The following is a 23,374-nucleotide window of genomic DNA, read 5'->3' as shown; positions in this document are numbered from 1 at the left end:
AAGGTAATAATACACAGTTATACTTTAGCTTTTAGATCGATTTCACTTATGTCTCATATTTCTGTATTACTTCATGAAACTGTTGATGCCCTGTTAGCAGATCGCAATACAGGAATTTATATTGATGGTACCTTTGGTCGTGGTGGTCATACTCGATTATTGTTATCGAAGTTAGATGAAAAGGCATGTGTTTATGCTTTTGATAAAGATCCACAAGCATTAGCAGTTGGGGCTGAACTCGAACAACAGGATTCAAGATTTAAAATTATTCATGCCAGTTTTGCGGAAATGCAAAAAGAGCTTAATCTTCGCGGTATTGCTTCAGTTGATGGTGTGATGGCTGATTTGGGTGTGTCTTCACCACAATTAGATCAAGCAGAACGTGGTTTTAGTTTTATGCACGATGGGCCATTAGACATGAGAATGGATAATTCACAAGGCATTACAGCTGCACAATGGCTCGTGGACATTGAAGAAGAAAAATTAGCCAATTATATTTTTCAATATGGAGAAGAGCGATATAGCCGCAGAATTGCTAAGGCAATTAAGCATGCAGGTTATATTGAAACGACTGGTCAATTGGCTGAAATTGTAAAAGTAGCACATCCTAAATGGGAAAAAAATAAACATGCTGCGACTCGAACGTTTCAAGGAATTCGTATTGCAATTAATAAAGAATTAGAAGATATTGAGATTTTTCTGCCACAAGCTGTTGATATTCTTAAACCCAATGCACGTTTAGCTGTCATTAGCTTTCATTCTTTAGAAGATCGCTTGATTAAGCAGTTTATCCAAAAAGAATCGACATTGGCTGAAGATACAGGGTGGGGATTACCTCAGAAGCAAGAAGACACAAGAAGATTGAAAAAGATAGCGCGTATTCGGGCAAGCGATGTGGAAGTAAAGGCAAACCCAAGATCACGTAGTGCATGGCTTCGAGTTGCTGAAAAAATTGAAAAATAGTGGGCAAGAAATGACAACAGAACTCATTGATAAAAATGTGAATAGTACGATAAAAGATTCTAAAGTTCTCTATTATGCTTTGCTATTAATACTGGTTTTAGGCAGTGCTGTCATGGTGGTTTTTCAAGTTTTTGAATATCGTCATGATTATCGACAACTAAGCAGTTATTTCAGAGAGCGTGATGATTTAAATGCTGAGTGGGGACGTTTATTGATTGAGCAGCAGACATTTGGTGCAACTGCTCAAATTGGAACACGTGCAGTGACGCAATTGCGGATGTATTCACCGCCAACCACTCAAACCGTTGTAATTTCTTTACCGATGAAAACAGAAGATAAAAAGTAGGATTGATCGTTAATGTCAGATTCTCGTAAAAAACCAATACGAAAAAAGCAGTCAGTTTCTGATCGTAATACGGTAAGTATTGATATGTGGCGTTATTACCTCATGTGGGGAGTCGTCATATTTTGCTTTCTGGCGCTTGTTGGTCGAGCTTTTTATGTTCAAATTATTAATCATGATTTTTTGCAAAATAAACTCAATGCTAATATTTTGCGTACAGAAACTGTGAAAGCAATGCGTGGTGTAATTTATGATCGACATGGTGTTCCATTAGCGATTAGTACGCCTATCATGAAAATTGTGATTGATCCGAGAGATTATTTTGAAAATAAACAACTGCATAAAGAAATTACGACTGAATTAAAAAAAGACCCAAATAATCGAAAATTAAAGCGTCAACTTCCAGATAAAAACTTAAATTTGGATGAATTAGCCGATGCTGTTGGTATGGATCGTACAGAATTACATAAAAAAATGAATGATCGCCCGCGGTCACGTTATTTGGTATTGAAAAAAGAAGTGCCACCACAACAGGCCGACTTAATTGCTAAACGAAATTTTCAAGGCGTTTATGCAGAAAAAACGTATAAACGCTATTATCCTCAGCCACAGCCGAATGCTCAAATTATTGGTTTGACCAATAGTGAAGATTCAGGCATTGAAGGTTTGGAAATGCAATTGAATACACGTTTAGCTGGAAAAGACGGTCAGCAGCAAATCATTCGTGATAAACGTGGTAATCGGGTGAAAGATCCTGAAATCGTTAAAGAAGTTGAGGCGGGTGAAAATATCACTTTAAGTATTGACTCACGTTTACAATATATTATGTATCGAGAGTTAACCGCGGCTGGGGTTGCCAACAATGCGCGTTCTGCAACAGCAATTGCCGTTGATGTCAAAACGGGTGAGATTTTAGCAATGGCATCGTGGCCATCATATAATCCAAATGACAAAAATGGTTTATCGAATAAAGATGCGATGCGTAACCGCGGTGCAGTAGATTCTTTTGAACCAGGCTCAACAATGAAACCGTTGACCGTCGCAATGGCATTAGAAAGTGGTAAATATATGCCGAATACGGTTGTCAATACAGCACCTGGTTCAATGCGTGTTGGTAATCATACGATTAGAGATACACATAATTATGGCGCTTTAACATTAGGTGGAATTATTCAAAAATCCTCTAACGTTGGTGTAGCAAAAATTGCTTTATCTTTACCTTATGAAGCATTGCCTACTTTTTATAAACGAATTGGTTTTGGTGAGCGCTCTGCGGTGAGATTCCCAGGTGAAAGTGCAGGTCTAATTTTACCTAAAAGTAAGTGGAATGTTTCTGAAGTTGCAACGATGGCATATGGCTATGGTTTAAATGCAACGGTACTTCAATTGGCAGATGCATATGCCATGATTGCAAATAACGGAAAAAAAGTACCGTTAAGCCTGTATAAGCTTGATGAGCAACCACAGGGAGAGCAGATTATTGACCCTAAAATTGCCAATCAAGTTTTGCTAATGATGGAAACAGCAACTTTACCAGGCGGTACAGCGACACGTGCAACAATTCCTGGTTATCGTGTCGCGGGTAAGACAGGAACGGCACATAAATTGCGTCCAGATCGGAAAGGTTATTCACAAACAGATTATCGTGCATTATTTGCTGGTGTTGCACCTGTCAGCGATCCTCGAATTGCGATGGTCGTTGTCGTTGAAAATCCGAAAGGCTCTTATTATGGTGGTACGGTTTCTGCACCTGTATTTGCACGAGTTATGCAAGAATCTTTGCGCTTATTAAATGTACCTTTAGATAAACCTCTTGATGCTCCAAAAACCAATAAATAGGTGATACATGTCTATCTCATTTCAAGAAATTTATTCGATTGAAAATCCGGCAGATTGGATGAAGCAGCCTTTTCAGGGGTTTAATTTAGATAGCCGAAAGGTGGTCGCTGGGCAAATATTTATTGCACTCAATTCTTTATCACAGCCTGAAAAAACGATTCAATTTGCACAATCCGCACTTCACCATGGTGCGATTGGTGTGATTAGTGAAACTGATTTGGCTTTATCAAATAGCTGTGTTGTATCTCAAGTTCGTCAAAATATGGGTGCATGGCAAAAGCATTATTTAGAACATACTCAACCCGTTACAGCAGTTCGAACGATTGCAGTAACAGGAACCAATGGAAAGACCACAATTTCGCGCTTAATCGCTGAATTATTGATGTTACAAGATCAACCATGTGCGGTGATGGGAACAACGGGTAACGGTATTTTACCAAACTTAGAAGCATCATCTCACACCACTTTAGATGCATTACATTTACAATCTGCCTTACATGAATATGCTTTGGCTGGTGCTAAGTTTGCCGCCATTGAAGCCAGCTCACACGGTCTTGAGCAAGGTCGATTAAATGGTTGTGATATTGAAATAGCGGTATATAGCAATTTAAGTCGTGATCACTTAGATTATCATGGGACATTGGAGGCTTATGCGAAAGCGAAGGCCTTATTATTCAAATTCCCTTCTTTGAAATTTGCCATTATCAATCTTGATGATGAATATGCTGCGCTGATGCTTGCGGCAGCAGAATCAAATCCTGCGAAACCTAAAATATTAACGTATTCAGCATCTCAAATGGCTGATTATCAAGTCAAAGAGATTCAATATAGTTTAAAAGGTGCACATTTTAAATTAATTACCGCTCACGGTGAACTTGAAATTCAGAGCCCATTATTAGGGCACTTTAATATTGAAAATTTAGTTGCAAGTTTAATTGCTGCATCATGTACAGGTCTGGAATTAGTCAATTTAATTCATATTGTCCCTCAGCTACAAGGTGCACCAGGTCGAATGCAGGTGATTAGCGATGGTGAACGTTTATTTGTGGTGGATTATGCCCATACGCCAGATGCATTAATTCAAGTTTTACAAACATTAAAACGTCACGTATCAAAAAATTTATGGGCTGTTTTTGGCTGTGGTGGTGATCGTGATCGGGGGAAACGCCCTTTAATGACACAGGCTGCTTTGGGCTATGCAGATGTTGCTTTGATAACCTCAGATAATCCTCGGACAGAAGATCCAATCCAGATTTTTACAGATATGAAAGCAGGAATAGATTTTAACCAGCATCGCATTCATGAAATTCATGATCGCCGAGAGGCCATTAAATTTGCTGTGAAGAATGCTCAAGATGGCGATATTGTGGTTATTGCAGGAAAAGGTCATGAAAACTATCAAGAAATTGATGGTGTGAGACATTGGTTTGATGATGTTGTGGAGGTTGAGTCTGCAATAAATAATCAACATGCGCATGTAAAAGCAGCATATCCAGCGCAATAGGGAAGATTTATGCATACATCAACAACCAGTACCACTCCTTTAGAGCCGTGGACGATTGAGCAACTACAAGAAGCAACACAAGGGCATTGGTATCATGGACGAGTACCACATGTGAGTGTTAAACGAATTTTAACAGATTCTCGTCATGCAGAAAAAGGGGACGTTTTTCTTGCGCTAAAGGGTGAAAAATTTGATGCTCATCAATTTATTACACAAGTTGCAGAAAATGGTTGTGAAATTGCAATTGTCAGCCAACCTGTAGATGCAGACATTTATCAATTGGTGGTTGCAGATACGCGCTTAGCCTTAGGTGATTTGGGGGCATATCGACGTCAAAAAAATGCACAATTAAAAGTGATTGCATTGACGGGAAGTAGTGGTAAAACAACAACGAAAGAAATGCTCGGAAGTATTTTATCGCGTCTTGCACCAACTCTCATTACACGAGGGAATTTAAATAATGATTTGGGTGTACCCATGATGTTATTAGAATTACGTGCAGAACATCAATATGCAGTGATGGAGCTAGGGGCAAATCATCAAGGTGAAATTGATTACACCTCTCATCTCGTTCAGCCATATGTTGCAGGAATTTTAAATATAGGGACTGCCCATTTAGGTGAATTTGGTGGTCGTGAAGGTATTTGTCGCGCTAAATCTGAAATTTATGCCCATGTGGACGTTCATGGAACATCGATTATTCCAGCACATGATGATTTTAGTGATGAAATTCGTCAGGCAGTAAAAACAGAAAAAGTAGCTAGTTTTGGTGAGGGTGGTGATATTTATGCAACTGAAGTACAGCTGAAACCTCAGTCTGTTATTTTTTGCTTAAATACCCCTCTCGGTAATAGACAGATTAATTTACCGTTTGCAGGCGAGCATAATGTACAAAATGCGTTAGCAGCAGCTACTTTTGCTTTAGCATTGGACATTGGGTTAGATGATATTGTGATTGGGCTAGAAAATGCGAAAAATGCAAAAGGTCGCTTAGACTTTATTCATCATAAAAATCATTTATTTATCGATGATACATATAATGCAAATCCAACGTCCATGCGCGCAGCAGCAGAAGTTCTTGCACAACAAGATGGGATTCGCGTATTTGTCATGGGAGATATAGGAGAACTCGGAAATAGTGCTGCGCAGCAACACTATATGCTGGGGCGAGATTTAGTTTCAATCAAAGGTTTAAACTTTGTTGTTGTGGTGGGTGAGTTTGCACCCGCTGCACAAGAGGGTGCAAGAAGTACGCAATATGGTAAAAAAATGCAGGCTTTTCTGACACAAGAACAAGCTTTACCATTGTTATTAGATTTAGTTAAAACACATCAGCCTCAGTCCATGAGCTTCTTATTTAAAGGTTCGCGTTATACCCATATGGAAACTCTGCTGGCTGACTTGATGGAGAATATATAAATGCTGTTATGGTTATTTGAACAGCTTGCGGGCTATCATAGTTCATTTCAAGTTGTACGTTATTTAACACTACGCTCTTTACTGAGTGTCTTGACAGCCTTGACCATCGGCTTGGTTCTTGGCCCTGTCATGATTCGCAAACTTCAAGCATTGAAGTATGGTCAAGCAGTGAGTTCATATGCACCTGAAAATCATGCGAAGAAAATGGGTACGCCAACCATGGGTGGGGTATTAATTTTATTGTCCATTGCAATATCTACTTTGCTATGGGCAGATTTATCTAACCCATATGTTTGGATTGTATTGGGTGTGATGGTGATTTTCGGGGCTGTCGGTTGGGCTGATGATTGGATTAAAATCCGTTATAAAGATAATGCTGGTTTACCGGCAAGAAAAAAATTCTTTTGGACATCAGTGGGTTCATTAGGTGCAGGTATTGCTTTATATTTAATTGCCCAACACCAAGATAATCCAATCTATACAGCAAATATGTTGGATGTTTTAATTCCATTTTTTAAAGATTTAAGTATTCCATTATCAAAAATTCCATTAGGGATTGGTTTTTTAATTTTTACTTATTTTGTGATTAATGGTGCATCTAATGCCGTCAATTTAACAGATGGATTAGATGGTTTGGCAATTATGCCAATTGTACTGGTTGCAGCTGGTTTAGGGGTTTTTGCATATTTGGCTGGTGATCTTCGTTTTGCAGATTATTTGCATATTCCTTATGTGAAATATTCATCTGAGCTGGTGGTGATTTGTGCTGCAATGGTTGGCGCTGGTTTGGCTTTTTTATGGTACAACGCACATCCTGCACAAGTATTTATGGGTGATGTTGGCGCACTTTCATTAGGTGCAATGCTGGGTACTATTGCGGTAATGGTTCGCCAAGAAATTGTTTTTGCCATTATGGCAGGTGTATTTTTGGTGGAAGCAATTTCTGTATTTTTACAAATCGGTTCACTGCGTATGCGTAATAAACGTGTATTCCTGATGGCACCTTTGCATCATCATTATGAGAAAAAAGGCTGGCGGGAAACACAAGTAGTTATTCGTTTCTGGATTATTACAATTATACTGGTAGTTTTAGGGCTAATGACCTTAAAATTACGCTAAGCAAATTGAATTTAAAAAGTCGGCATTTGTCGGCTTTTTTTTATGGCTAAAATTTTGGAGAAGAAATGAATCTGCTGATGTGTCCTGTATGCCATAAACCATTAGTGTTGAATGAAAGAACATGGCGCTGTGAAAATAACCATAGTTATGATGTTGCTAAACAAGGTTATGTTAATTTGCATGTAGTGCAACATAAACACAGTAAGACGCCAGGTGATACACCTGAATCTGTACAAGCACGACGTGCATTTTTACATGCAGGACATTACGCACCACTACAACAGGCGGTTGTTCAACTTATTCGCGATTTACGAATCGAAAACTTATTGGATATTGGGTGTGGTGAGGGGTATTACACCAATGCGATGCAAGCAGAAGTTTTGCAATGTGTTGGTGTCGATATTGCAAAAAATGCAGTACAAGTTGCGGCTAAATTAAATTCGAACGTAACCTGGGTGGTTGGTACGGGTGCAATCTTACCTGTGACAGACCATTCAATTGATATGTGTACCAGTTTATTCAGTCCAATTCCTAAAAATGAGATTTTACGCATATTAAAATCTCAGGGGTATTTGATGGTAGTAACACCAGCAAAAGAGCATTTATATGCAATGCGAGAGGCATTATTTGAGGAAGTTAAGCCACATGATCCCGCTAAGTTTCTAGAGCAGTTGGTTGATACATTTGATTTGATTAAAGAATATGTGATAGATGCAAATTTAAGTCTGAATCAAGATGATTTAAAGCATTTAATTGCGATGACGCCTTATGCATATAAAGCGAAACCTGAGCGCCGTTTAGCGTTAGAAGAACGAGCTAAATTTGATGTGGCGGCACAATATCAAATTTATTTATTTCAAAAAAAATAAAGTCTATTTCAAATAAAAAACCCTCATTATTGAGAGTTTTTTTATTTGAAAAACATCATTCAATATCTATTGAATTTGTTCAATCAGATCTTGGAGTGAATCACGATGAGGCTTTGGCGTCTGCTCATTTGGTGTGGATACAGGTTTGTTATTTACTGCTGGTGTTTCAGGTAGATCATCAAAGTCATTATTTGATGGTGGCTTAACAACAGGTGCAGGTCGATAAAGTGGGCGAGCCAATGGTGGTGATGAACGATCTAGAACAAGTGGTTCATCATTGGTATCAGCAGACGTTGAACGATGTGGATCTTTTGCCTTTTGATCCAATGAAACCCAAGATTCAGGTGTACCTTGCAGTGCTTTTGCCATAAAATTTGTCCAAATTGGAAGCGCAGCTACACCACCATATTCGCGACGACCTAAAGTCGTTGGTCTATCGAAGCCGACCCACGCAACAGAGACAAGTTTTCCATTAAAGCCTGCAAACCAAGCATCTTTTGCATCATTGGTTGTCCCCGTTTTTCCACCAAGGTCATTACGCCCAATTCTTAATGCAGCACGACCTGTACCATGTTGAATTACATCTCTTAAAATATTTGACATATCGTATGCTGAACTAGATTTTAAGATACGCTGTGCTTGTTTATATTGACTGTTATTTTGTAATTCTTTTTGTGCAATGACAGACGGTGGCTGAGTTTCCATTATGGTTTCAATCACCTCATCATCAGGTGTAATGACGGGTGCTGAAATTGAGTCTTGATCTTGTTGTGTAATACATGAAATACAAGCATATTCTGGATCAGCTTGATAAATTACTTTGCCATATGCATCTTCAATTTTATTAATAAAATAAGGTTGCACTCGGTAACCACCATTTGCAAATGCAGCATAACCTGTTGCCATTTGCACAGGGAGTACTTGAGGTGTTCCTAAAGCAATGGTGTAGTTATTGGGAATTTGATTTTCTTGTAGTCCAAAATCCATTAAAAGTTGTTTAGCGCTTGCAATTCCAACACTTTGAAGTAAGCGTACCGAAACCGTATTACGAGATAAATATAATGCTCGACGTAATGGAATCATTCCCAAGTAACGACCATCAGAGTTTTTAGGAGACCATCGTCCAATCCGAATTGGACTATCATCAACCATTGTATAGGGCGTCATGCCACGTTCTAATGACGCAGCATAAATAAATGGTTTAATAATTGAACCAGGTTGTCTCCAACCTTGTACAGCACGGTTAAATGTTGATTGTGAAAAATTATATCCACCCGCAATTGCTTCAATTGCACCGTTGTTAGGGTCGAGTGCAATAATTTGACCTTGGACAGCTGGAATTTGAACTAATGACCATTCAGTCTTGCCTTCATTAGGTCTTAGACGAACAATATCATTGATTTTTACAATTTGAGAGGCACTATTCGGTGCCCCGCCAACACTATTTGCATTGTAATAAGGTCTCGCCCAAGACATACCAGACCAGTTAACTGTAACGGTTTGGCCATTTTGCATTAAGGCTTCAAAGCTTCGACTGCTTACTTTGATTACTTGAGCAGGAAAGGTGTTTGCATAGGCATTAAACTTATTTAGGGGTTTATTATGTGCTTCAGCACCACGCCAACCATGTCGACGATCATAGTCTTCTAAGCCAGCTTGAAGGGACTCTTCAGCATATTCTTGTCGTTTACTATCAATTGTCGTATAGACTTTATAACCAGAGTCTACAGCGAGTTCTCCGAAGTTTTTGACTAATTCAGCACGAACCAATTCACCCACATAGGGGAATTTATTGGTGATACTCCGATCTGGCATATTTAAATTAACGGGTTCAGCAATGGCAGTGTTGTACTCATTTTGATTGATATAGCCTAACTGTAGCATTCGTCCGAGAATCCAGTTTCGACGCTCTAAAGCACGCTCAGGATTTACGACTGGATTGTATTTTGATGGTGCTTTAGGAAGACCTGAAATCATTGCCATTTGAGCAATAGTGAGTTCACTGAGGCTTTTGTCATAATAGACTTTAGCAGCAGCAGCAATACCATAAGCATTTTTACCTAAGAAAATTTTATTGACGTACAAGGTTAAAATTTCTTCTTTAGATAAATTCTGTTCAATTTTACGTGCTAAAAATACTTCGGTAAGTTTACGTTTTAAGGTTCTTTCAGGGCTTAAATAGTAATTTTTAGCGACCTGCATGGTAATGGTTGAACCACCAGTTTGTACATTTGATCCTGTTACAGCTTCACTTATCGCACGTCCAAGACTTTTAAAACTAATGCCACTATGCTCAAAAAAAGAAGAATCTTCTGCTGCCAAAAATGCGGAAATAAAAGGTTTAGGAATTTGGTTGTACTCTACAGGGATGGATAACTTTCCACCATATTCTGCAATTAATTCATTATCTGCACTATAGACTTGTAAGGGTTTAAGTAATGGTGCTTTTTTAAGTAACGACATTTCTGGAAGAGAAGGGGCAATATAGAGATACATGCCATAAAAGCCCATAGGAACTGAGACTAATGTAATAATTATGATTAAAAAAAAGGGATGAACACGACCTGAACTAGATGGCTTTTTCATAACAAGTGAGTTTTAATAAGGACTGATGGCAGACTAATTGTTATCAGTATATCTTGTACAGAGACTGATTGTTAAATAACTTTATTTAATCAGTGAAAAATATAAACAAAAATTCAAAGAGCAAGTTATTTTCGAAATAAAAAAAATAGGAACTACAATTGTGTCGATATTATATCATAGAGTGAAAAATGGGGTGGTGGGTGTAGATATTAGTTCTACTTCTGTTAAGTTATTAGAGCTTTCTGTAAAAAATAATCAATATTGGGTTGAAAACTATGCGCTTATTCCTTTGCAAGAAGGGAGTGTGATTGAAAAAAATATTCTAAATTCAGAAGCTGTTGGTGATGCAATTGCCAGAGCGATAGAAATAACGCATTTTAAATCTGCACAAGCTGCCGTAGCGATACCCACCTCACTGGTGATTACCAAAATTATTGAGATGGACGCAGATTTACAAGATGATGAAAGAGAAGTTCAAATTCGAATGGATGCGGAGCAATATATTCCATTTCCATTAGATGATGTGAGTCTTGATTTTGAAGTTTTAACAGATCGTTTAATGTCACCAAATCGCGTCAATGTTTTATTGGTTGTGACTCGCATTGAAAATGTTGAAATTCGCAGTGAATCTGTAGAGCTTGGGGGATTGACAGCTAAAATTGCAGATGTAGAAAATTTTGCAATTGAGAATACATTAAAGATATTTGCAGAAAATTTACCATCCAGTGCCAAGACAATTGCAATATTAGATATCGGTCATACCATGACGACATTATCGGTATTACGAGATCATAAAATTATTTATAACCGTGAACAGGTTTTTGGAGGAAAGCAGTTAACTCTTGAAATTCAAAAATATTATGGTTTATCTTTTGAAGATGCAGGACGTTCAAAACGAGAGCATTCGCTCCCAGATGATTATGAAATAGAAATTTTAGAACCTTTTTTAGATGCGATTGTTCAGCAAGCTGCTCGCTCATTACAATTTTTCTTCTCTTCATCACAATATAATGATATTGATCATATTTTACTTGCAGGAGGAAGCTCAAATATTCAAGGGCTTGCACAATTACTTCAACAGAAATTAAATTATAAAGTGACGCAGGCTAATCCATTTTCTCAGATGAATTTTGCTTTGCATCTCGATCTCAAAAAAATTAAAAATGATGCACCTTCTTTAATGGTTGCATGTGGTTTAGCATTGCGGAGTTTTGATTAATGACAAAAATTAATTTACTGCCTTGGCGCGAAGCACAAAGACAAAAACGAAAAAAAGAATTTATTGCCATTAGTAGTGGTGTTGCATTATTAGGCGCATTACTTGTCGGTGGAGGGTGGTTTTTATTTGATCAACAACTTGATGATCAATTACAAACGAATCAATTGATTGTGAGTACAAACCAAGCTTTAGATGAGCAATTGAAATCATTAGATGGCTTGCAAGAACAGCGTAATCAAGTGATTGAACGAATGAAGCTGATTCAAGGTTTACAAAGCCAAAGACCGGTTGTGGTTCGACTAGTAGATGAATTAACTCGAGTCATTCCTGCAAATTTATTTTTGACCAAACTCACACGAACAGGAAATTTATTCACTTTTGAGGGTAAGGCTGATAGTCCAAATACCGTGGCAGAATTTTTGAGAAATTTAGAAGCATCGCCATGGTATAGAAATGCTTTTATGAATTCATTTTTAGCCTTTAATGACGACAAAAATAAACCTACACAAAATTCAATTGTGCCGAGACTGGAAGATGGTTTTGGTCATTTTGTCGTGACGGCAAATGTGACTGAACCAGCAAGTACCGAGATAACACAAACTAAAAAATAAGATTTGCATTTGAAGCTAATTTAGCGACATGGGGGGTGCAATACGTATGGAAAAGTATAATAACGTGACTCAAGATACGGCGAGTGTTAAAAAAAAGAAGTTCAATTTTGAGAAGTTTGTTCAGCAGTGGAATACCTTAGATAGTCAGAATTATGGTGGATGGCCGTTGACTATAAAAGTCACCGTTTGGGTTTTTATCATTTTGATGATGTGTATTGTGGGTTATCTGTTGCTGATTAAGCCTAAAATAGAAGAAATAGACAATGCAAAGGGACAGGAAGCAAATCTTTTAGAAGAATTTAGAAAAAAAGAATCTACATTAAGAAATTTGCAACAGTATCAAAATCAATTACACATGATGCAAGAAAACTTTAATCAACAATTGGAACAGTTACCTAAAGAGACTGAAATTTCAGGCTTGGTCGAAGACATTAATATTACAGGTATTAAGTCTGGCTTAAAATTTAATAATATTTTATTAGAGCCAGAAATTAAGCAAGAATTTTTTATTGAACAGCCAATTTCTATAGAAGCGAATGGTGATTATCATGCTTTTGGTTCTTTTATTAGTACCTTAGCAATATTGCCACGTATTGTGACATTACATGATTTTGTCGTAACAGCAGGGCAAAATCCGAAACAGGCGACAGGAATCCCTCTTATTACATATTCAATTAAGGCGAAAACTTATCGATATGTCGGTACGCCCATAAAAAAGAATAGCAAAGAGGAACCAAAGTCATGAAGCAATCGATTTTCTTAATTCTGACCATATTGTTCGTCACTGGTTGTGACTCTCGTATTGATATTGTCAATCAGAAAATGGCAGAAATTCGTAAGGAACCACCTTTAGCCATTGATCCACCACCTGTTTTTGAGCCAGCACCGATATTTGAATATTCAGCACATCAATTACGTAGTCCATTTATTCCAAATTCTCTTTCGGAAGAGTTGAAGTTAATGGGGGGGAGAAAAGTGTATCCCAATTTAACGCGTCCATTACAAGCTTTAGAAAGTTATGCACTTGAAAGTTTGAGCATGAAAGGAAGTTTAAAAAATAAAAATGGGAAAATATTGGCACTTATTCAAACCCCAGATCAAGAGGTTGAACGAATTGAAGTTGGCGGATATCTGGGTTTGAATCATGGGCGGGTTATTAAAGTTACGCCAACTCAAGTTGATTTAATTGAAATTATTCCAGATGGTCGTGAAGGTTATATAGAACGTCCTCGGAGTTTGGTTTTAATTGGGGTATCGCCTTAATAGATTAGGAAATAAGAATGAAAAATAGTGAGAAAAATTATATTTTTGGGGATCGCACTACAATGAATACATTATTAAAATTAGGGCAGTTAACACTAAGTACAGTTACGTTGTCGGTTATTCAGGTGAGCAATGCTCAGGTGAGTATGAACAATATTATTCCAATGCAAATTCCTGGGCAAGGTACAGAAATACAAGTGGTTTTTAATGGTTTACCACCTCAGCCTTCGGCTTATCAATTGGAAAAACCTGCCAGATTGATTTTAGATTTTAATCAGGCTCAACAGAACTTAAAGCAAAATACAATTGCAGTTGCAACAAATGAGGTCAATTCGGTTGATGTTTCTTCAGATGATCAGCGGTCACGTTTAACAATTAATTTAGCCAATGCGGGTGATGTCACAACACGCGTTGAAGGCAATACATTTATTTTAAAAGTTCAACCAGAAAAAATAGGAACACCAGTTGCAATAGCGAAGCAGAAAAATATCACCAATAACTTAAAGGGAATTTCTGATATTGGTTTTCAGCGTGGGACAGAGGGAGAAGGGCAAATTGTTATTGATCTATTAAATCCAGATACGCCAGTTGATGTACAACAACAAGGAACAAAAGTTATTGCTCGCTTTTTAGGAAATAAGATCCCAAATCATTTATTAAGACGTCTGAATGTTAATGATTTTTCAACACTGGTTTCAACCGTCGATGCACATAATGATGGTGCAAATGGGGTGATTACAATTCAGACCAATGGGGGGTATGAATATATGGCTTACCAAGCTGAAAATAAATTGACAATTAGTTTAAAAAATTTAAATTCACAAAACCCTTCAAAATCACGTGCAACAAATACATATTCGGGACAAAAGGTTTCACTCGACTTTCAAGATATTGAAGTACGTCGTGTTTTACAGTTACTGGCAGATTTTACCAATATTAATTTAGTTGCATCTGATAGTGTGGGAGGCAATATTTCTCTGCGTTTAAAAGATGTTCCATGGGATCATGCATTAGATATTATTTTAAAAGCAAAAAGTTTAGATAAGCGTCGTAGTGGAAATGTAATTTGGATTGCACCCGTGATTGAGCTTGCAAAAGCTGATGAAGATCAAGCAAAAATGATTGAACAGCAAACTAAATTAGCCCCAATTCAAACGGAATATATTCAATTGAGTTATGCCAAAGTTGAAGATATTGAAAAATTAATTACATCGAATAAAACTGCCAGCAATAATAATCTATCGAATTCGAACGACAACAAAAATAATGAGAGTTTGTTGAGTAGCCGAGGCAGTATTTCTATAGATAAACGGACGAATACATTGATTGTGAATGATACAGAACCATTTATCGTTAAAATTCGGAAAATGATCGACCTATTAGATGTGCCAGTAAAACAGGTAATGGTAGAGGCAAGAGTCGTGACCGCCGATACGAATTTTACTCGCGAATTAGGGGTGAAATGGGGATTACAACGGAATAATCCTGTATTTCCAAATAAACCGGGTTCAAATGTATGGGGTGGAAATTACTCACCATCTTTTGATTTAGGTATAGATTTAGCTGCCGCGAATGCAGTCGGAACATTTAATTTTGGATTATTAAAAATTTCTGACTATATGTTAAATTTACAACTTACGGCGATGCAGGCCGATGGCTATGGTGAGGTTTTATCGGCATCGAAAGTGCTCACTGGTGATAAACAAAAGGCCTATATTTTACGTGGCGATCAACTGCCATACCAAACTTGGAGCGCCGATACGGGAACAAAAACTGAATTTATGGATGCCAATTTAAAATTGGAAGTTACCCCTAGCATTACCCCTGATGGTAAAGTACAAATGTCTCTTAAAATTCAAAAAGACACAGTTGGTCAATTAACCGATGCAGGTTATGCGCTGAAGACCAATGAAATTGAAACGAATGTCTTAGTTGATGATGGTGAAACTGTGGTACTTGGGGGAATCTTTGATGATGCTAAAACCAATAGTTATGAAAAAGTCCCATTTTTAAGCGATTTGCCTGTGATTGGACATTTATTTAAGAGCAGTGTGAAGACAAATCAACAATCTGAGCTATTGATTTTTATAACGCCACGAATAGTTGATGACACTCTTTCAAGAAATCATTAATATATTTTCAATTTAAACAGAATTAATAGGTGACTCCTTGCTAAGCAAAGAGTTTAAAACGCTACCAAATATCTATTTGGTTGGACCGATGGGAGCAGGGAAGACTACAGTTGGTCGCCACTTGGCAGAATTATTGGAACGAGAATTTTTAGACAGTGATCATGAAATTGAATCCCGTACAGGCGCTTCTATTCCTTGGATTTTTGAAAAAGAAGGTGAACAAGGATTTAGACAACGTGAAACAATGGTGATTGATGAACTTACTTTACAAAAAAATCTTGTTTTGGCAACAGGTGGCGGTGCTGTAACTCAGGCTCCTAATCGTGAATATTTAAATAAACGTGGTATTGTCATTTACTTATTTACGCCCGTTGAAATTCAATTGCAGCGGACATTTAGAGATAAAAATCGGCCATTACTCCAAGTTGAAAACCCTGAGAAAAAACTCAAAGATTTATTAGCGATTCGTGACCCACTTTATCGTGAGGTGGCACATTATATTATTGAAACAAATCAAGGTGCTGCACGTGATTTAGCGCAGAGAATTTTACATCTCATTGTTTCTCAAGAATTAATTTAAAAGTTAAATGGTTGATTTCATGCAAACCTTACATGTTGAACTCGGTGATCGCCGTTATCCAATTTTTATTGGAAGTCATTTGGATCCAAAAGAATTACTTGAGCCTTATATTAAAGGTAAGCAAGTAATGATTGTGACCAATGAAACAGTTGCACCGTTATATTTAAAAAACTACATTGCTGCACTAGAGGCTTTGGAGAAAAAAGTTTCAACATGTATTTTGCCTGACGGTGAAAAATATAAAAATATTGCGCATCTTAATTTGATTTTTGATGCCTTGTTGGAAGCTGGGTTCAATCGTGATTGTACTGTTCTTGCTTTAGGTGGTGGCGTGATTGGAGATATGGCAGGTTTTGCTTCCGCTTGTTTCCAAAGAGGTGTTTATTTTATACAAATTCCGACCACACTTTTGTCCCAAGTTGATTCTAGTGTGGGAGGAAAAACTGGAATTAATCACCCACTTGGGAAAAATATGATTGGTGCATTTCAGCAACCACAAGTGGTGATGGCTGATATGGCTCAATTGAAAACTTTAGCACCAAGAGAGTTGTCGGCAGGTCTTTCTGAAGTGATTAAATATGCATTATTAGGTGATGCAGATTTTCTTATTTGGCTTGAAACACATATGGACAAACTGGTGCAGGGAGATGAAGTACTGCTTGCCGAGGCGGTATATCGCTCATGTGCTCACAAAGCAAGAATTGTTGCCAATGATGAAAAAGAACAAGGTGAGCGTGCCTTGCTGAATTTAGGGCATACTTTTGGGCATGCAATTGAATCATATTTGGGCTATGGTAATTGGCTTCATGGTGAAGCCGTTGCAATAGGTATGGTGATGGCAGCTGATTTATCTTGTAGAATGGGATGGATTAGTCAACAGGATTTAGAACGGACACGGAATATTATTTCGCGTGCTCAATTACCAATCATTTGCCCTAAGATACCATTAGATGATTTCTTAGGTTATATGGCACATGATAAAAAAGTATTGAACGGTCAGTTACGTTTAGTGCTGATGAAAAAAATCGGCCAAGCCGTGATTACAAAAGAATTTGATGTCGACTTAATGAAACAAGCGATATTAGAAAATCAACAAACTTAGGTGTCTTATGTCAACTCCACAATCACAATGGCAAAAAAATCAATCTATTATTTGGCTTGTTTGTGGAGTGTTATGCCTGTCTAGTGCAGGCATCTTTTGGATCATGACTGACGGTAAAATGGGTCGAGCACCTGAAAAAGAGCCAGAACCTGAAATAGAAATTCAAATTCAACCTGAAAAAGTAGCAGCAACAACCCATTTAGGTGGTTTAGTTGATGTTGTAAAGCCTTTAGAGGATACAACACGAATTAAAATTGCAGGTGTTCATGAAGCTGAATTTCGTGGTAATAAGTTTTTAAATGAGCATAAACAAGACTATACCATTGAATTATTTAGAGCATCAAAAGAAAGTGTGATTAAAAACTTTTTAAGAAAACAAGAATCACGTAATCAGTTTATTTATATTCGCTTAAGCGGAGAAGGGGTTCAAGAGCAATATGTTTTATTGTACGGCAATTTTAAGAATCGCACTTTAGCTGAAGCTGCACTAGAAAAAAATGAGATTGCATTACCAAGCTCAATTCAACCATCAATACAGACATTTGGCGATTTTTCGAACCAAGTGAATGATATCGGTTCCGATGAAGTTGGAGTAAGCAATGTACTTTATTCAATTAAATTAAGTCCAGCCATTATCCCAGCCATTGAAATGCTTCCTGAGCCAACCATTGCGACGCAGGAACAAAGTTTACCAACTACAACTAAGACAATCACTCAAAAAGATAGAGATGGTAATGTGATTGATGTACAAGAAACCCAGAGTAATGCCCCATCTGCGCCGAAATCAAGCAATACATCAAGTACCTCTGAATAACGTACGTATTTGGCTCGTTTGGTCGAGCTAAAATGAAGCATCTATTCAAAAGTTTTACTAAAATTGCACATTAATAGTGCGTTTTTTTATCGTTTTTAGCTTTATTATTTTAAAATTGATCTATAACAGGGTGAATATTAGTTCTTAATTCAACATATTTGAAGTTGGCATTATTTTTGCTTATTTGGTGCATGAGCTCAAAATCTGTCCCTATTTTGGCGCAAGATGCTCAAAAAATATGTGAATTAATTTATAGATCTGCTTAATTTAAGTGCGCAATGGTCACAAAAATACATTCACATTACAGTAGTTAAGTAATAACTTAATGATAAAAGTAAATTTTGTGAACGCTTATTTCATTTGAGAAGTAATGACTGTATCGCAAAATAGAATTTAGATATGTTCAATGCTTGAAAGAGCAAAGTAGAAAGAAGGGTACGCTATGCACATGCCATCGCCTAATACAGTAGCTCCCACTCAAGGTTTATACCAACCGGATGAGTTCAAAGATAACTGTGGTTTCGGTCTAATTGCCCACATGCAGGGTAATGCTAGTCATGATCTTGTCAAGACTGCAATTCATAGTTTAAGTTGTATGACCCACCGTGGAGGTATTGCCGCAGATGGTAAGACAGGTGACGGATGTGGTTTATTACTTGCAATGCCTAAAGCATTCTTTCGTGAAGAAGCAAAAAAAATTAGTGATATTACACTCAGTGAAATTTTTGCTGTCGGCACTATTTTCCTCAGTTTAGATGCAGAACTTGCATTAAATGCAAAACAAATTTTAACCAAAGAAATTGAAGCAGAAGGTTGCCGTGTTATTGGTTGGCGTGTGGTTCCAACTGATAATACTGCTTTAGGCTCAATTGCAATGCAGTCGTTACCTGCATTTGAACAAATTTTTGTGAACTGCCCGATGGGAGTTTCTGAAGTTGAATTTAACCGAAAATTGTTTATGGCACGTCGTCGTGCAGAACAGCAATTGGTCAATGATCCCTATTTTTATGTAACTACGTTATGTTCAACGGTCATTACATATAAAGGTTTAATGATGCCTGCTTATATTGCAGACTTCTATACAGACCTTGCAGATGAGCGCTTAGCTTCACATATTGTAGTGTTCCATCAACGGTTTTCAACCAATACCTTACCGCGTTGGCCGTTGGCACAGCCATTCCGTTATTTAGCCCATAATGGTGAAATTAATACCATTACGGCAAACCGTAACTGGGCAATGGCACGTACACCTAAATTCGAAAATGAGTTATTACCAGGACTCACTGAACTTGATCCAATTGTAAACCGTACAGGTTCTGACTCTTCAAGCTTAGATAATATGCTTGAAATCCTTGTCGGTGGTGGTATGGATTTGTTCCGTGCGCTTCGTATGTTGGTTCCACCTGCATGGCAAAATGTTGAAACTTTAGATGCAGACTTGCGTGCTTTCTACGAATTTAACTCTAAGCACATGGAAGCTTGGGACGGACCTGCAGGTTTGGTGATTCAAGATGGTCGTCATGCTATATGTATGCTAGATCGTAATGGACTTCGTCCAGCGCGTTGGGTGATTACAAAAAATGGTTATATTACCTTAGCTTCAGAAATTGGAGTATGGGGTTATAAACCAGAAGATGTAATTTCGAAAGGTCGTGTAGGGCCAGGTCAAATTCTTGTTATTGACACATTCACAGGAAAATTACTTGATACTCAAGATGTAAGTAATCACCTTAAACGTATGCGTCCTTACCGTGAATGGTTACGTGAAAATTCATTACGTGTACAAGGCAGCCCAGAACTTGAAGAATATTTATGTGATCAAGGCCTAAAAGGAGAGAATCTTAAAGCCGCACAGAAAATGTTTATGGTGACATTTGAAGAGCGTGATCAATTACTTCGCCCTATTGCAGAAAGTGGTCAAGAAGCCGTGGGTTCAATGGGTGATGATACGCCAATGGCAGTATTGTCTGGTCAAGTACGTCATGTGACAGATTATTTTCGTCAGCAGTTTGCACAGGTCACAAATCCTCCAATCGATCCACTACGTGAGTCGATTGTCATGTCACTCGAAACTTGCTTTGGTCGCGAGCAAAATGTGTTTGAGCAAGGACCAGAACATGCTGATCGTTTAATTGTTTCAAGCCCAGTTTTATCAAACTCAAAAATGCATCAAATTCGCACTTTAGGTCGTAAAGGCTACGAGATTGCAGATATTGATTTAAACTATATCGAAATTGAAGGTTTAGAAGCAGCGATTATCCGTATTTGTGAAGAGTCAGCTCAGGCAATTCGTGACGGCAAAACATTATTGGTGTTATCTGATAAAAAAATTCGTCAAGGCTATTTACCTGCAAATGCGGCTATGGTTACGGGTGCAGTTCATCATCATTTGATTAAAGCGGGTTTACGCACAGATGCTAATCTCATTGTTGAAACTGGGCTTGCACGTGATGCACATCAGTTCGCAGTCATTTTAGGCTTTGGTGCGACTGCAATCTATCCTTACCTTGCTTACGATGTGATTAATGATTTAATTGCGAAAGGTGAGTTATTGGGTGACCCAATTTATGCACAGGCAAATTTCCGTAAAGGAATTGATAAAGGGCTCTTAAAAGTTCTTTCTAAAATGGGTATTTCTACCGTCGCATCTTATCGAGGTGGTCAACTTTTTGAAGCCGTTGGTCTTTCAGATGAAGTGGTCAATAAGTGTTTTATCGGAGTTCCAAGCCGTATTCAAGGTGCAACATTTACAGATCTTGAAAATGATTTGAAAAAACTAGCAGATTTGGCATGGAAATCACGTAAGCCAATTGATCAAGGTGGAATGCTTAAGTTTGTCTTTGGTAAGGAATACCATGCATTCAACCCAGATGTCATTAATTCGCTTCATAAAGCGGTACGCTCTGGTAATTATGCGGACTTTAAAGAATATGCTGAATTGGTCAACAATCGTCCAATTGCAACGATTCGTGATTTATTTAAGTTAAAAACGACAAACGCTATTCCGCTTGAATATGTAGAGTCGGTTGCAGATATTCTTCCTCGATTTGATTCTGCAGGCATGTCTTTAGGTGCACTTTCTCCTGAAGCACATGAAGCAATCGCGATTGCCATGAATACGATTGGTGGTCGTTCAAACTCAGGTGAGGGTGGTGAAGATCCTGCACGTTACGGCACCATTCGTAATTCAAAAATTAAACAAATTGCATCTGGGCGATTTGGTGTAACGCCTGCATATTTAACGTCTGCTGAAGTATTGCAAATTAAGGTTGCACAAGGGGCAAAACCAGGTGAAGGTGGTCAATTACCAGGTGGTAAAGTCAATGGTCTAATTGCACGTTTACGCTATTCAGTGCCAGGCGTAACTCTTATTTCACCGCCACCACACCATGATATTTATTCAATTGAAGATCTATCTCAGCTGATTTTTGATTTAAAACAGGTGAATCCTAAAGCAATGGTTTCGGTAAAACTGGTCTCTGAACCAGGTGTTGGAACGATTGCAGCAGGTGTTGCTAAAGCATATGCCGATTTCATTACCATTTCTGGCTACGATGGTGGTACTGCAGCATCGCCATTATCTTCTATTCACCATGCAGGTTCGCCTTGGGAGTTGGGGCTTTCAGAAGCACATCAAGCACTTCGGGTGAATGATTTACGTGGAAAAGTTCGTGTACAAACAGATGGTGGTTTAAAAACAGGTTTAGATGTCGTTAAAGCTGCAATTTTAGGCGCAGAAAGTTTTGGTTTTGGATCGACACCAATGATTGCGCTGGGCTGTAAATATTTACGTATTTGCCATTTAAATAACTGTGCTACTGGTGTTGCAACTCAACAGGATCATTTACGTCAAGAGCACTATATTGGCGAGCCAGAAATGCTCATCAATTTCTTCCATTTTATTGCGGAAGAAACACGTGAGTGGTTGGCAGCACTTGGTGTGGCAAGTTTAAAAGAGTTAATTGGCCGTACAGATTTATTAGAAACGTTACCAGGCGAAACAGAAAAACATGCCCATCTGGATTTAAGTAAGCTACTTGAATCACACCCTGCAGCAGAAGGTAAAGCACAGTACTGTGAAGTGCAAGGAAATGAACCATTTGATAAAGGTATTCTTGCTGAAAAAATGGTGGCTGAAATGTTACCAGTGATTGAAGCATCGTTAGGCGGAGAATACAGTTTTACCATTGGGAATTGTGATCGTTCCATTGGTGCCCGAATTTCTGGTGAAATTGCAAAGCGCTACGGTAACTTAGGTATGGATGTACACCCTGTAAAAGTAAATTTAACAGGGACTGCAGGTCAATCACTGGGTGTATGGAATGCGGGTGGGTTACATATCCGATTAGAAGGTGATGCGAACGATTATGTGGGTAAAGGTATGGCAGGTGGGACGAATTTCAATATTCCCGCCACAAGGTTCGCCATTTCAAACACAAGAAACTGCAATCATTGGTAATACTTGTCTATATGGCGCAACAGGTGGAAAACTATTTGCAGCAGGTACGGCAGGAGAGCGATTTGCTGTTCGTAATTCTGGCGCCTTTGCTGTCATTGAAGGTGCAGGCGATCACTGCTGTGAATATATGACGGGCGGTATTGTCACTGTCCTAGGTAAAGTTGGACATAACTTTGGTGCAGGTATGACAGGTGGTTTTGCTTATGTGCTTGATCTAGATAATGATTTTGTAGATCGCTATAATCATGAACTGATTGAATTAAACCGTATTTCAACTGAATCGATGGAAGAACATAAAGAGTTTCTTGGTCGTATTCTTGATGAACATATTAAGGAAACGGGAAGTGCTTGGGCCTATAAAATCCGTCATGAATTTGATTTTTATAGCCGTAAATTTTGGTTAGTGAAACCGAAAGCAGCCAATTTACAGACGTTGTTGAAAACAACACAAGCAGATCCACAATAATTCCACGACTCAAATATACGGCAGATGTGGATAATTTCTGATTTATACACAAAAGAAGTTGTCCACATCCACCTACGGAGAGAGAC

Annotated in this window: 16 protein-coding genes and 1 pseudogene; 16 read left to right on the top strand and 1 reads right to left on the bottom strand. The window is 38.0% G+C overall.

Annotation, left to right across the window (positions count from 1 at the left end; translation table 11 throughout):
• Positions 1-48 precede the first annotated feature (48 nt).
• The 7 genes from rsmH to B9T31_RS00825 all read left to right on the top strand — a co-directional run bounded on the left by rsmH (position 49) and on the right by B9T31_RS00825 (position 8,056).
• Entirely contained in the window at positions 49-963 is a 915-nt protein-coding gene (rsmH, locus tag B9T31_RS00855; protein ID WP_086180076.1) for a 16S rRNA (cytosine(1402)-N(4))-methyltransferase RsmH, read from the top strand.
• A complete protein-coding gene (ftsL, locus tag B9T31_RS00850; protein WP_416202505.1) occupies positions 953-1,309 on the top strand; it encodes a cell division protein FtsL in 357 nt (118 codons plus the stop codon). Before rsmH ends, ftsL begins: the two co-directional genes overlap by 11 nt.
• 12 nt (positions 1,310-1,321) lie before the next feature.
• Positions 1,322-3,145: a penicillin-binding protein PBP3 gene (ftsI, locus tag B9T31_RS00845; protein WP_086180075.1), complete on the top strand. Its 1,824-nt coding sequence runs from the start codon at positions 1,322-1,324 to the stop codon at positions 3,143-3,145.
• Between the two features lie 7 nt (positions 3,146-3,152).
• Complete coding sequence (locus tag B9T31_RS00840) at positions 3,153-4,649, top strand: UDP-N-acetylmuramoyl-L-alanyl-D-glutamate--2,6-diaminopimelate ligase (protein WP_086180074.1); 1,497 nt, start codon at positions 3,153-3,155, stop codon at positions 4,647-4,649.
• A 9-nt stretch (positions 4,650-4,658) separates the two neighbouring features.
• Entirely contained in the window at positions 4,659-6,068 is a 1,410-nt protein-coding gene (locus B9T31_RS00835; protein WP_086180073.1) for a UDP-N-acetylmuramoyl-tripeptide--D-alanyl-D-alanine ligase, read from the top strand.
• The gene (gene mraY, locus B9T31_RS00830) at positions 6,069-7,187 is read left to right on the top strand and encodes a phospho-N-acetylmuramoyl-pentapeptide-transferase (protein ID WP_086180072.1); all 1,119 of its coding nucleotides are present in this window, start codon (positions 6,069-6,071) and stop codon (positions 7,185-7,187) included. It begins immediately after the preceding gene.
• Positions 7,188-7,252: 65 nt separating this feature from the next.
• Positions 7,253-8,056 carry a putative RNA methyltransferase gene (locus B9T31_RS00825; protein WP_086180071.1) on the top strand — a complete coding sequence of 268 codons (804 nt, stop codon included), beginning with the start codon at positions 7,253-7,255 and terminating at the stop codon, positions 8,054-8,056.
• A gap of 66 nt (positions 8,057-8,122) precedes the next feature.
• Here the strand turns inward: B9T31_RS00825 and B9T31_RS00820 are convergent, their stop codons facing one another.
• Positions 8,123-10,642: a penicillin-binding protein 1A gene (locus B9T31_RS00820; protein WP_086180070.1), complete on the bottom strand. Its 2,520-nt coding sequence runs from the start codon at positions 10,640-10,642 to the stop codon at positions 8,123-8,125.
• Between the two features lie 160 nt (positions 10,643-10,802).
• Here B9T31_RS00820 and B9T31_RS00815 point away from each other — a divergent pair, with 160 nt between their 5' ends.
• The 9 genes and pseudogenes from B9T31_RS00815 to gltB all read left to right on the top strand — a co-directional run bounded on the left by B9T31_RS00815 (position 10,803) and on the right by gltB (position 23,288).
• Positions 10,803-11,861 carry a pilus assembly protein PilM gene (locus B9T31_RS00815; protein ID WP_213033210.1) on the top strand — a complete coding sequence of 353 codons (1,059 nt, stop codon included), beginning with the start codon at positions 10,803-10,805 and terminating at the stop codon, positions 11,859-11,861.
• Positions 11,861-12,472, top strand: coding sequence for a PilN domain-containing protein (locus B9T31_RS00810; RefSeq protein WP_086180069.1), 612 nt, complete (start codon positions 11,861-11,863; stop codon positions 12,470-12,472). The genes B9T31_RS00815 and B9T31_RS00810 overlap by 1 nt, the downstream gene beginning before the upstream one ends.
• 40 nt (positions 12,473-12,512) lie before the next feature.
• Positions 12,513-13,217 (top strand): type 4a pilus biogenesis protein PilO, encoded by a 705-nt coding sequence (locus B9T31_RS00805; protein ID WP_086180372.1) that lies wholly within the window; start codon positions 12,513-12,515, stop codon positions 13,215-13,217.
• Positions 13,214-13,735, top strand: a complete 522-nt coding sequence (locus tag B9T31_RS00800) for a pilus assembly protein PilP (protein ID WP_086180068.1) — start codon at positions 13,214-13,216, stop codon at positions 13,733-13,735. The genes B9T31_RS00805 and B9T31_RS00800 overlap by 4 nt, the downstream gene beginning before the upstream one ends.
• 17 nt (positions 13,736-13,752) lie before the next feature.
• Positions 13,753-15,867 carry a type IV pilus secretin PilQ gene (pilQ, locus tag B9T31_RS00795; protein ID WP_086180067.1) on the top strand — a complete coding sequence of 705 codons (2,115 nt, stop codon included), beginning with the start codon at positions 13,753-13,755 and terminating at the stop codon, positions 15,865-15,867.
• A gap of 37 nt (positions 15,868-15,904) precedes the next feature.
• Entirely contained in the window at positions 15,905-16,447 is a 543-nt protein-coding gene (gene aroK, locus B9T31_RS00790) for a shikimate kinase AroK (RefSeq protein ID WP_086180066.1), read from the top strand.
• 19 nt (positions 16,448-16,466) lie between these two features.
• A complete protein-coding gene (gene aroB, locus B9T31_RS00785) occupies positions 16,467-17,549 on the top strand; it encodes a 3-dehydroquinate synthase (protein WP_086180065.1) in 1,083 nt (360 codons plus the stop codon).
• A gap of 7 nt (positions 17,550-17,556) precedes the next feature.
• On the top strand, positions 17,557-18,363 hold the full coding sequence (locus tag B9T31_RS00780; protein WP_086180064.1) for a hypothetical protein: 807 nt from the start codon (positions 17,557-17,559) through the stop codon (positions 18,361-18,363).
• 448 nt (positions 18,364-18,811) lie between these two features.
• A pseudogene (gene gltB, locus B9T31_RS00775) lies at positions 18,812-23,288 on the top strand (glutamate synthase large subunit).
• Positions 23,289-23,374 lie beyond the last annotated feature (86 nt).

The sequence above is a fragment of the Acinetobacter sp. ANC 4558 genome, from assembly GCF_002135375.1.
Taxonomy (GTDB): domain Bacteria; phylum Pseudomonadota; class Gammaproteobacteria; order Pseudomonadales; family Moraxellaceae; genus Acinetobacter.
Note: the sequence above shows the minus strand (reverse complement) of the source record. Positions and strands in the feature narration are given on the sequence as shown.

Coding starts and splice junctions, on each gene's coding strand:
- rsmH (WP_086180076.1), top strand. CDS start 49: ATGTCTCATATTTCTGTATTACTTCATGAAACTGTTGATGCCCTGTTA.
- B9T31_RS00825 (WP_086180071.1), top strand. CDS start 7,253: ATGAATCTGCTGATGTGTCCTGTATGCCATAAACCATTAGTGTTGAAT.
- B9T31_RS00820 (WP_086180070.1), bottom strand. CDS start 10,642: ATGAAAAAGCCATCTAGTTCAGGTCGTGTTCATCCCTTTTTTTTAATC.
- B9T31_RS00810 (WP_086180069.1), top strand. CDS start 11,861: ATGACAAAAATTAATTTACTGCCTTGGCGCGAAGCACAAAGACAAAAA.
- B9T31_RS00835 (WP_086180073.1), top strand. CDS start 4,659: ATGCATACATCAACAACCAGTACCACTCCTTTAGAGCCGTGGACGATT.
- B9T31_RS00840 (WP_086180074.1), top strand. CDS start 3,153: ATGTCTATCTCATTTCAAGAAATTTATTCGATTGAAAATCCGGCAGAT.
- ftsI (WP_086180075.1), top strand. CDS start 1,322: ATGTCAGATTCTCGTAAAAAACCAATACGAAAAAAGCAGTCAGTTTCT.
- B9T31_RS00800 (WP_086180068.1), top strand. CDS start 13,214: ATGAAGCAATCGATTTTCTTAATTCTGACCATATTGTTCGTCACTGGT.
- pilQ (WP_086180067.1), top strand. CDS start 13,753: ATGAAAAATAGTGAGAAAAATTATATTTTTGGGGATCGCACTACAATG.
- B9T31_RS00780 (WP_086180064.1), top strand. CDS start 17,557: ATGTCAACTCCACAATCACAATGGCAAAAAAATCAATCTATTATTTGG.
- aroB (WP_086180065.1), top strand. CDS start 16,467: ATGCAAACCTTACATGTTGAACTCGGTGATCGCCGTTATCCAATTTTT.
- mraY (WP_086180072.1), top strand. CDS start 6,069: ATGCTGTTATGGTTATTTGAACAGCTTGCGGGCTATCATAGTTCATTT.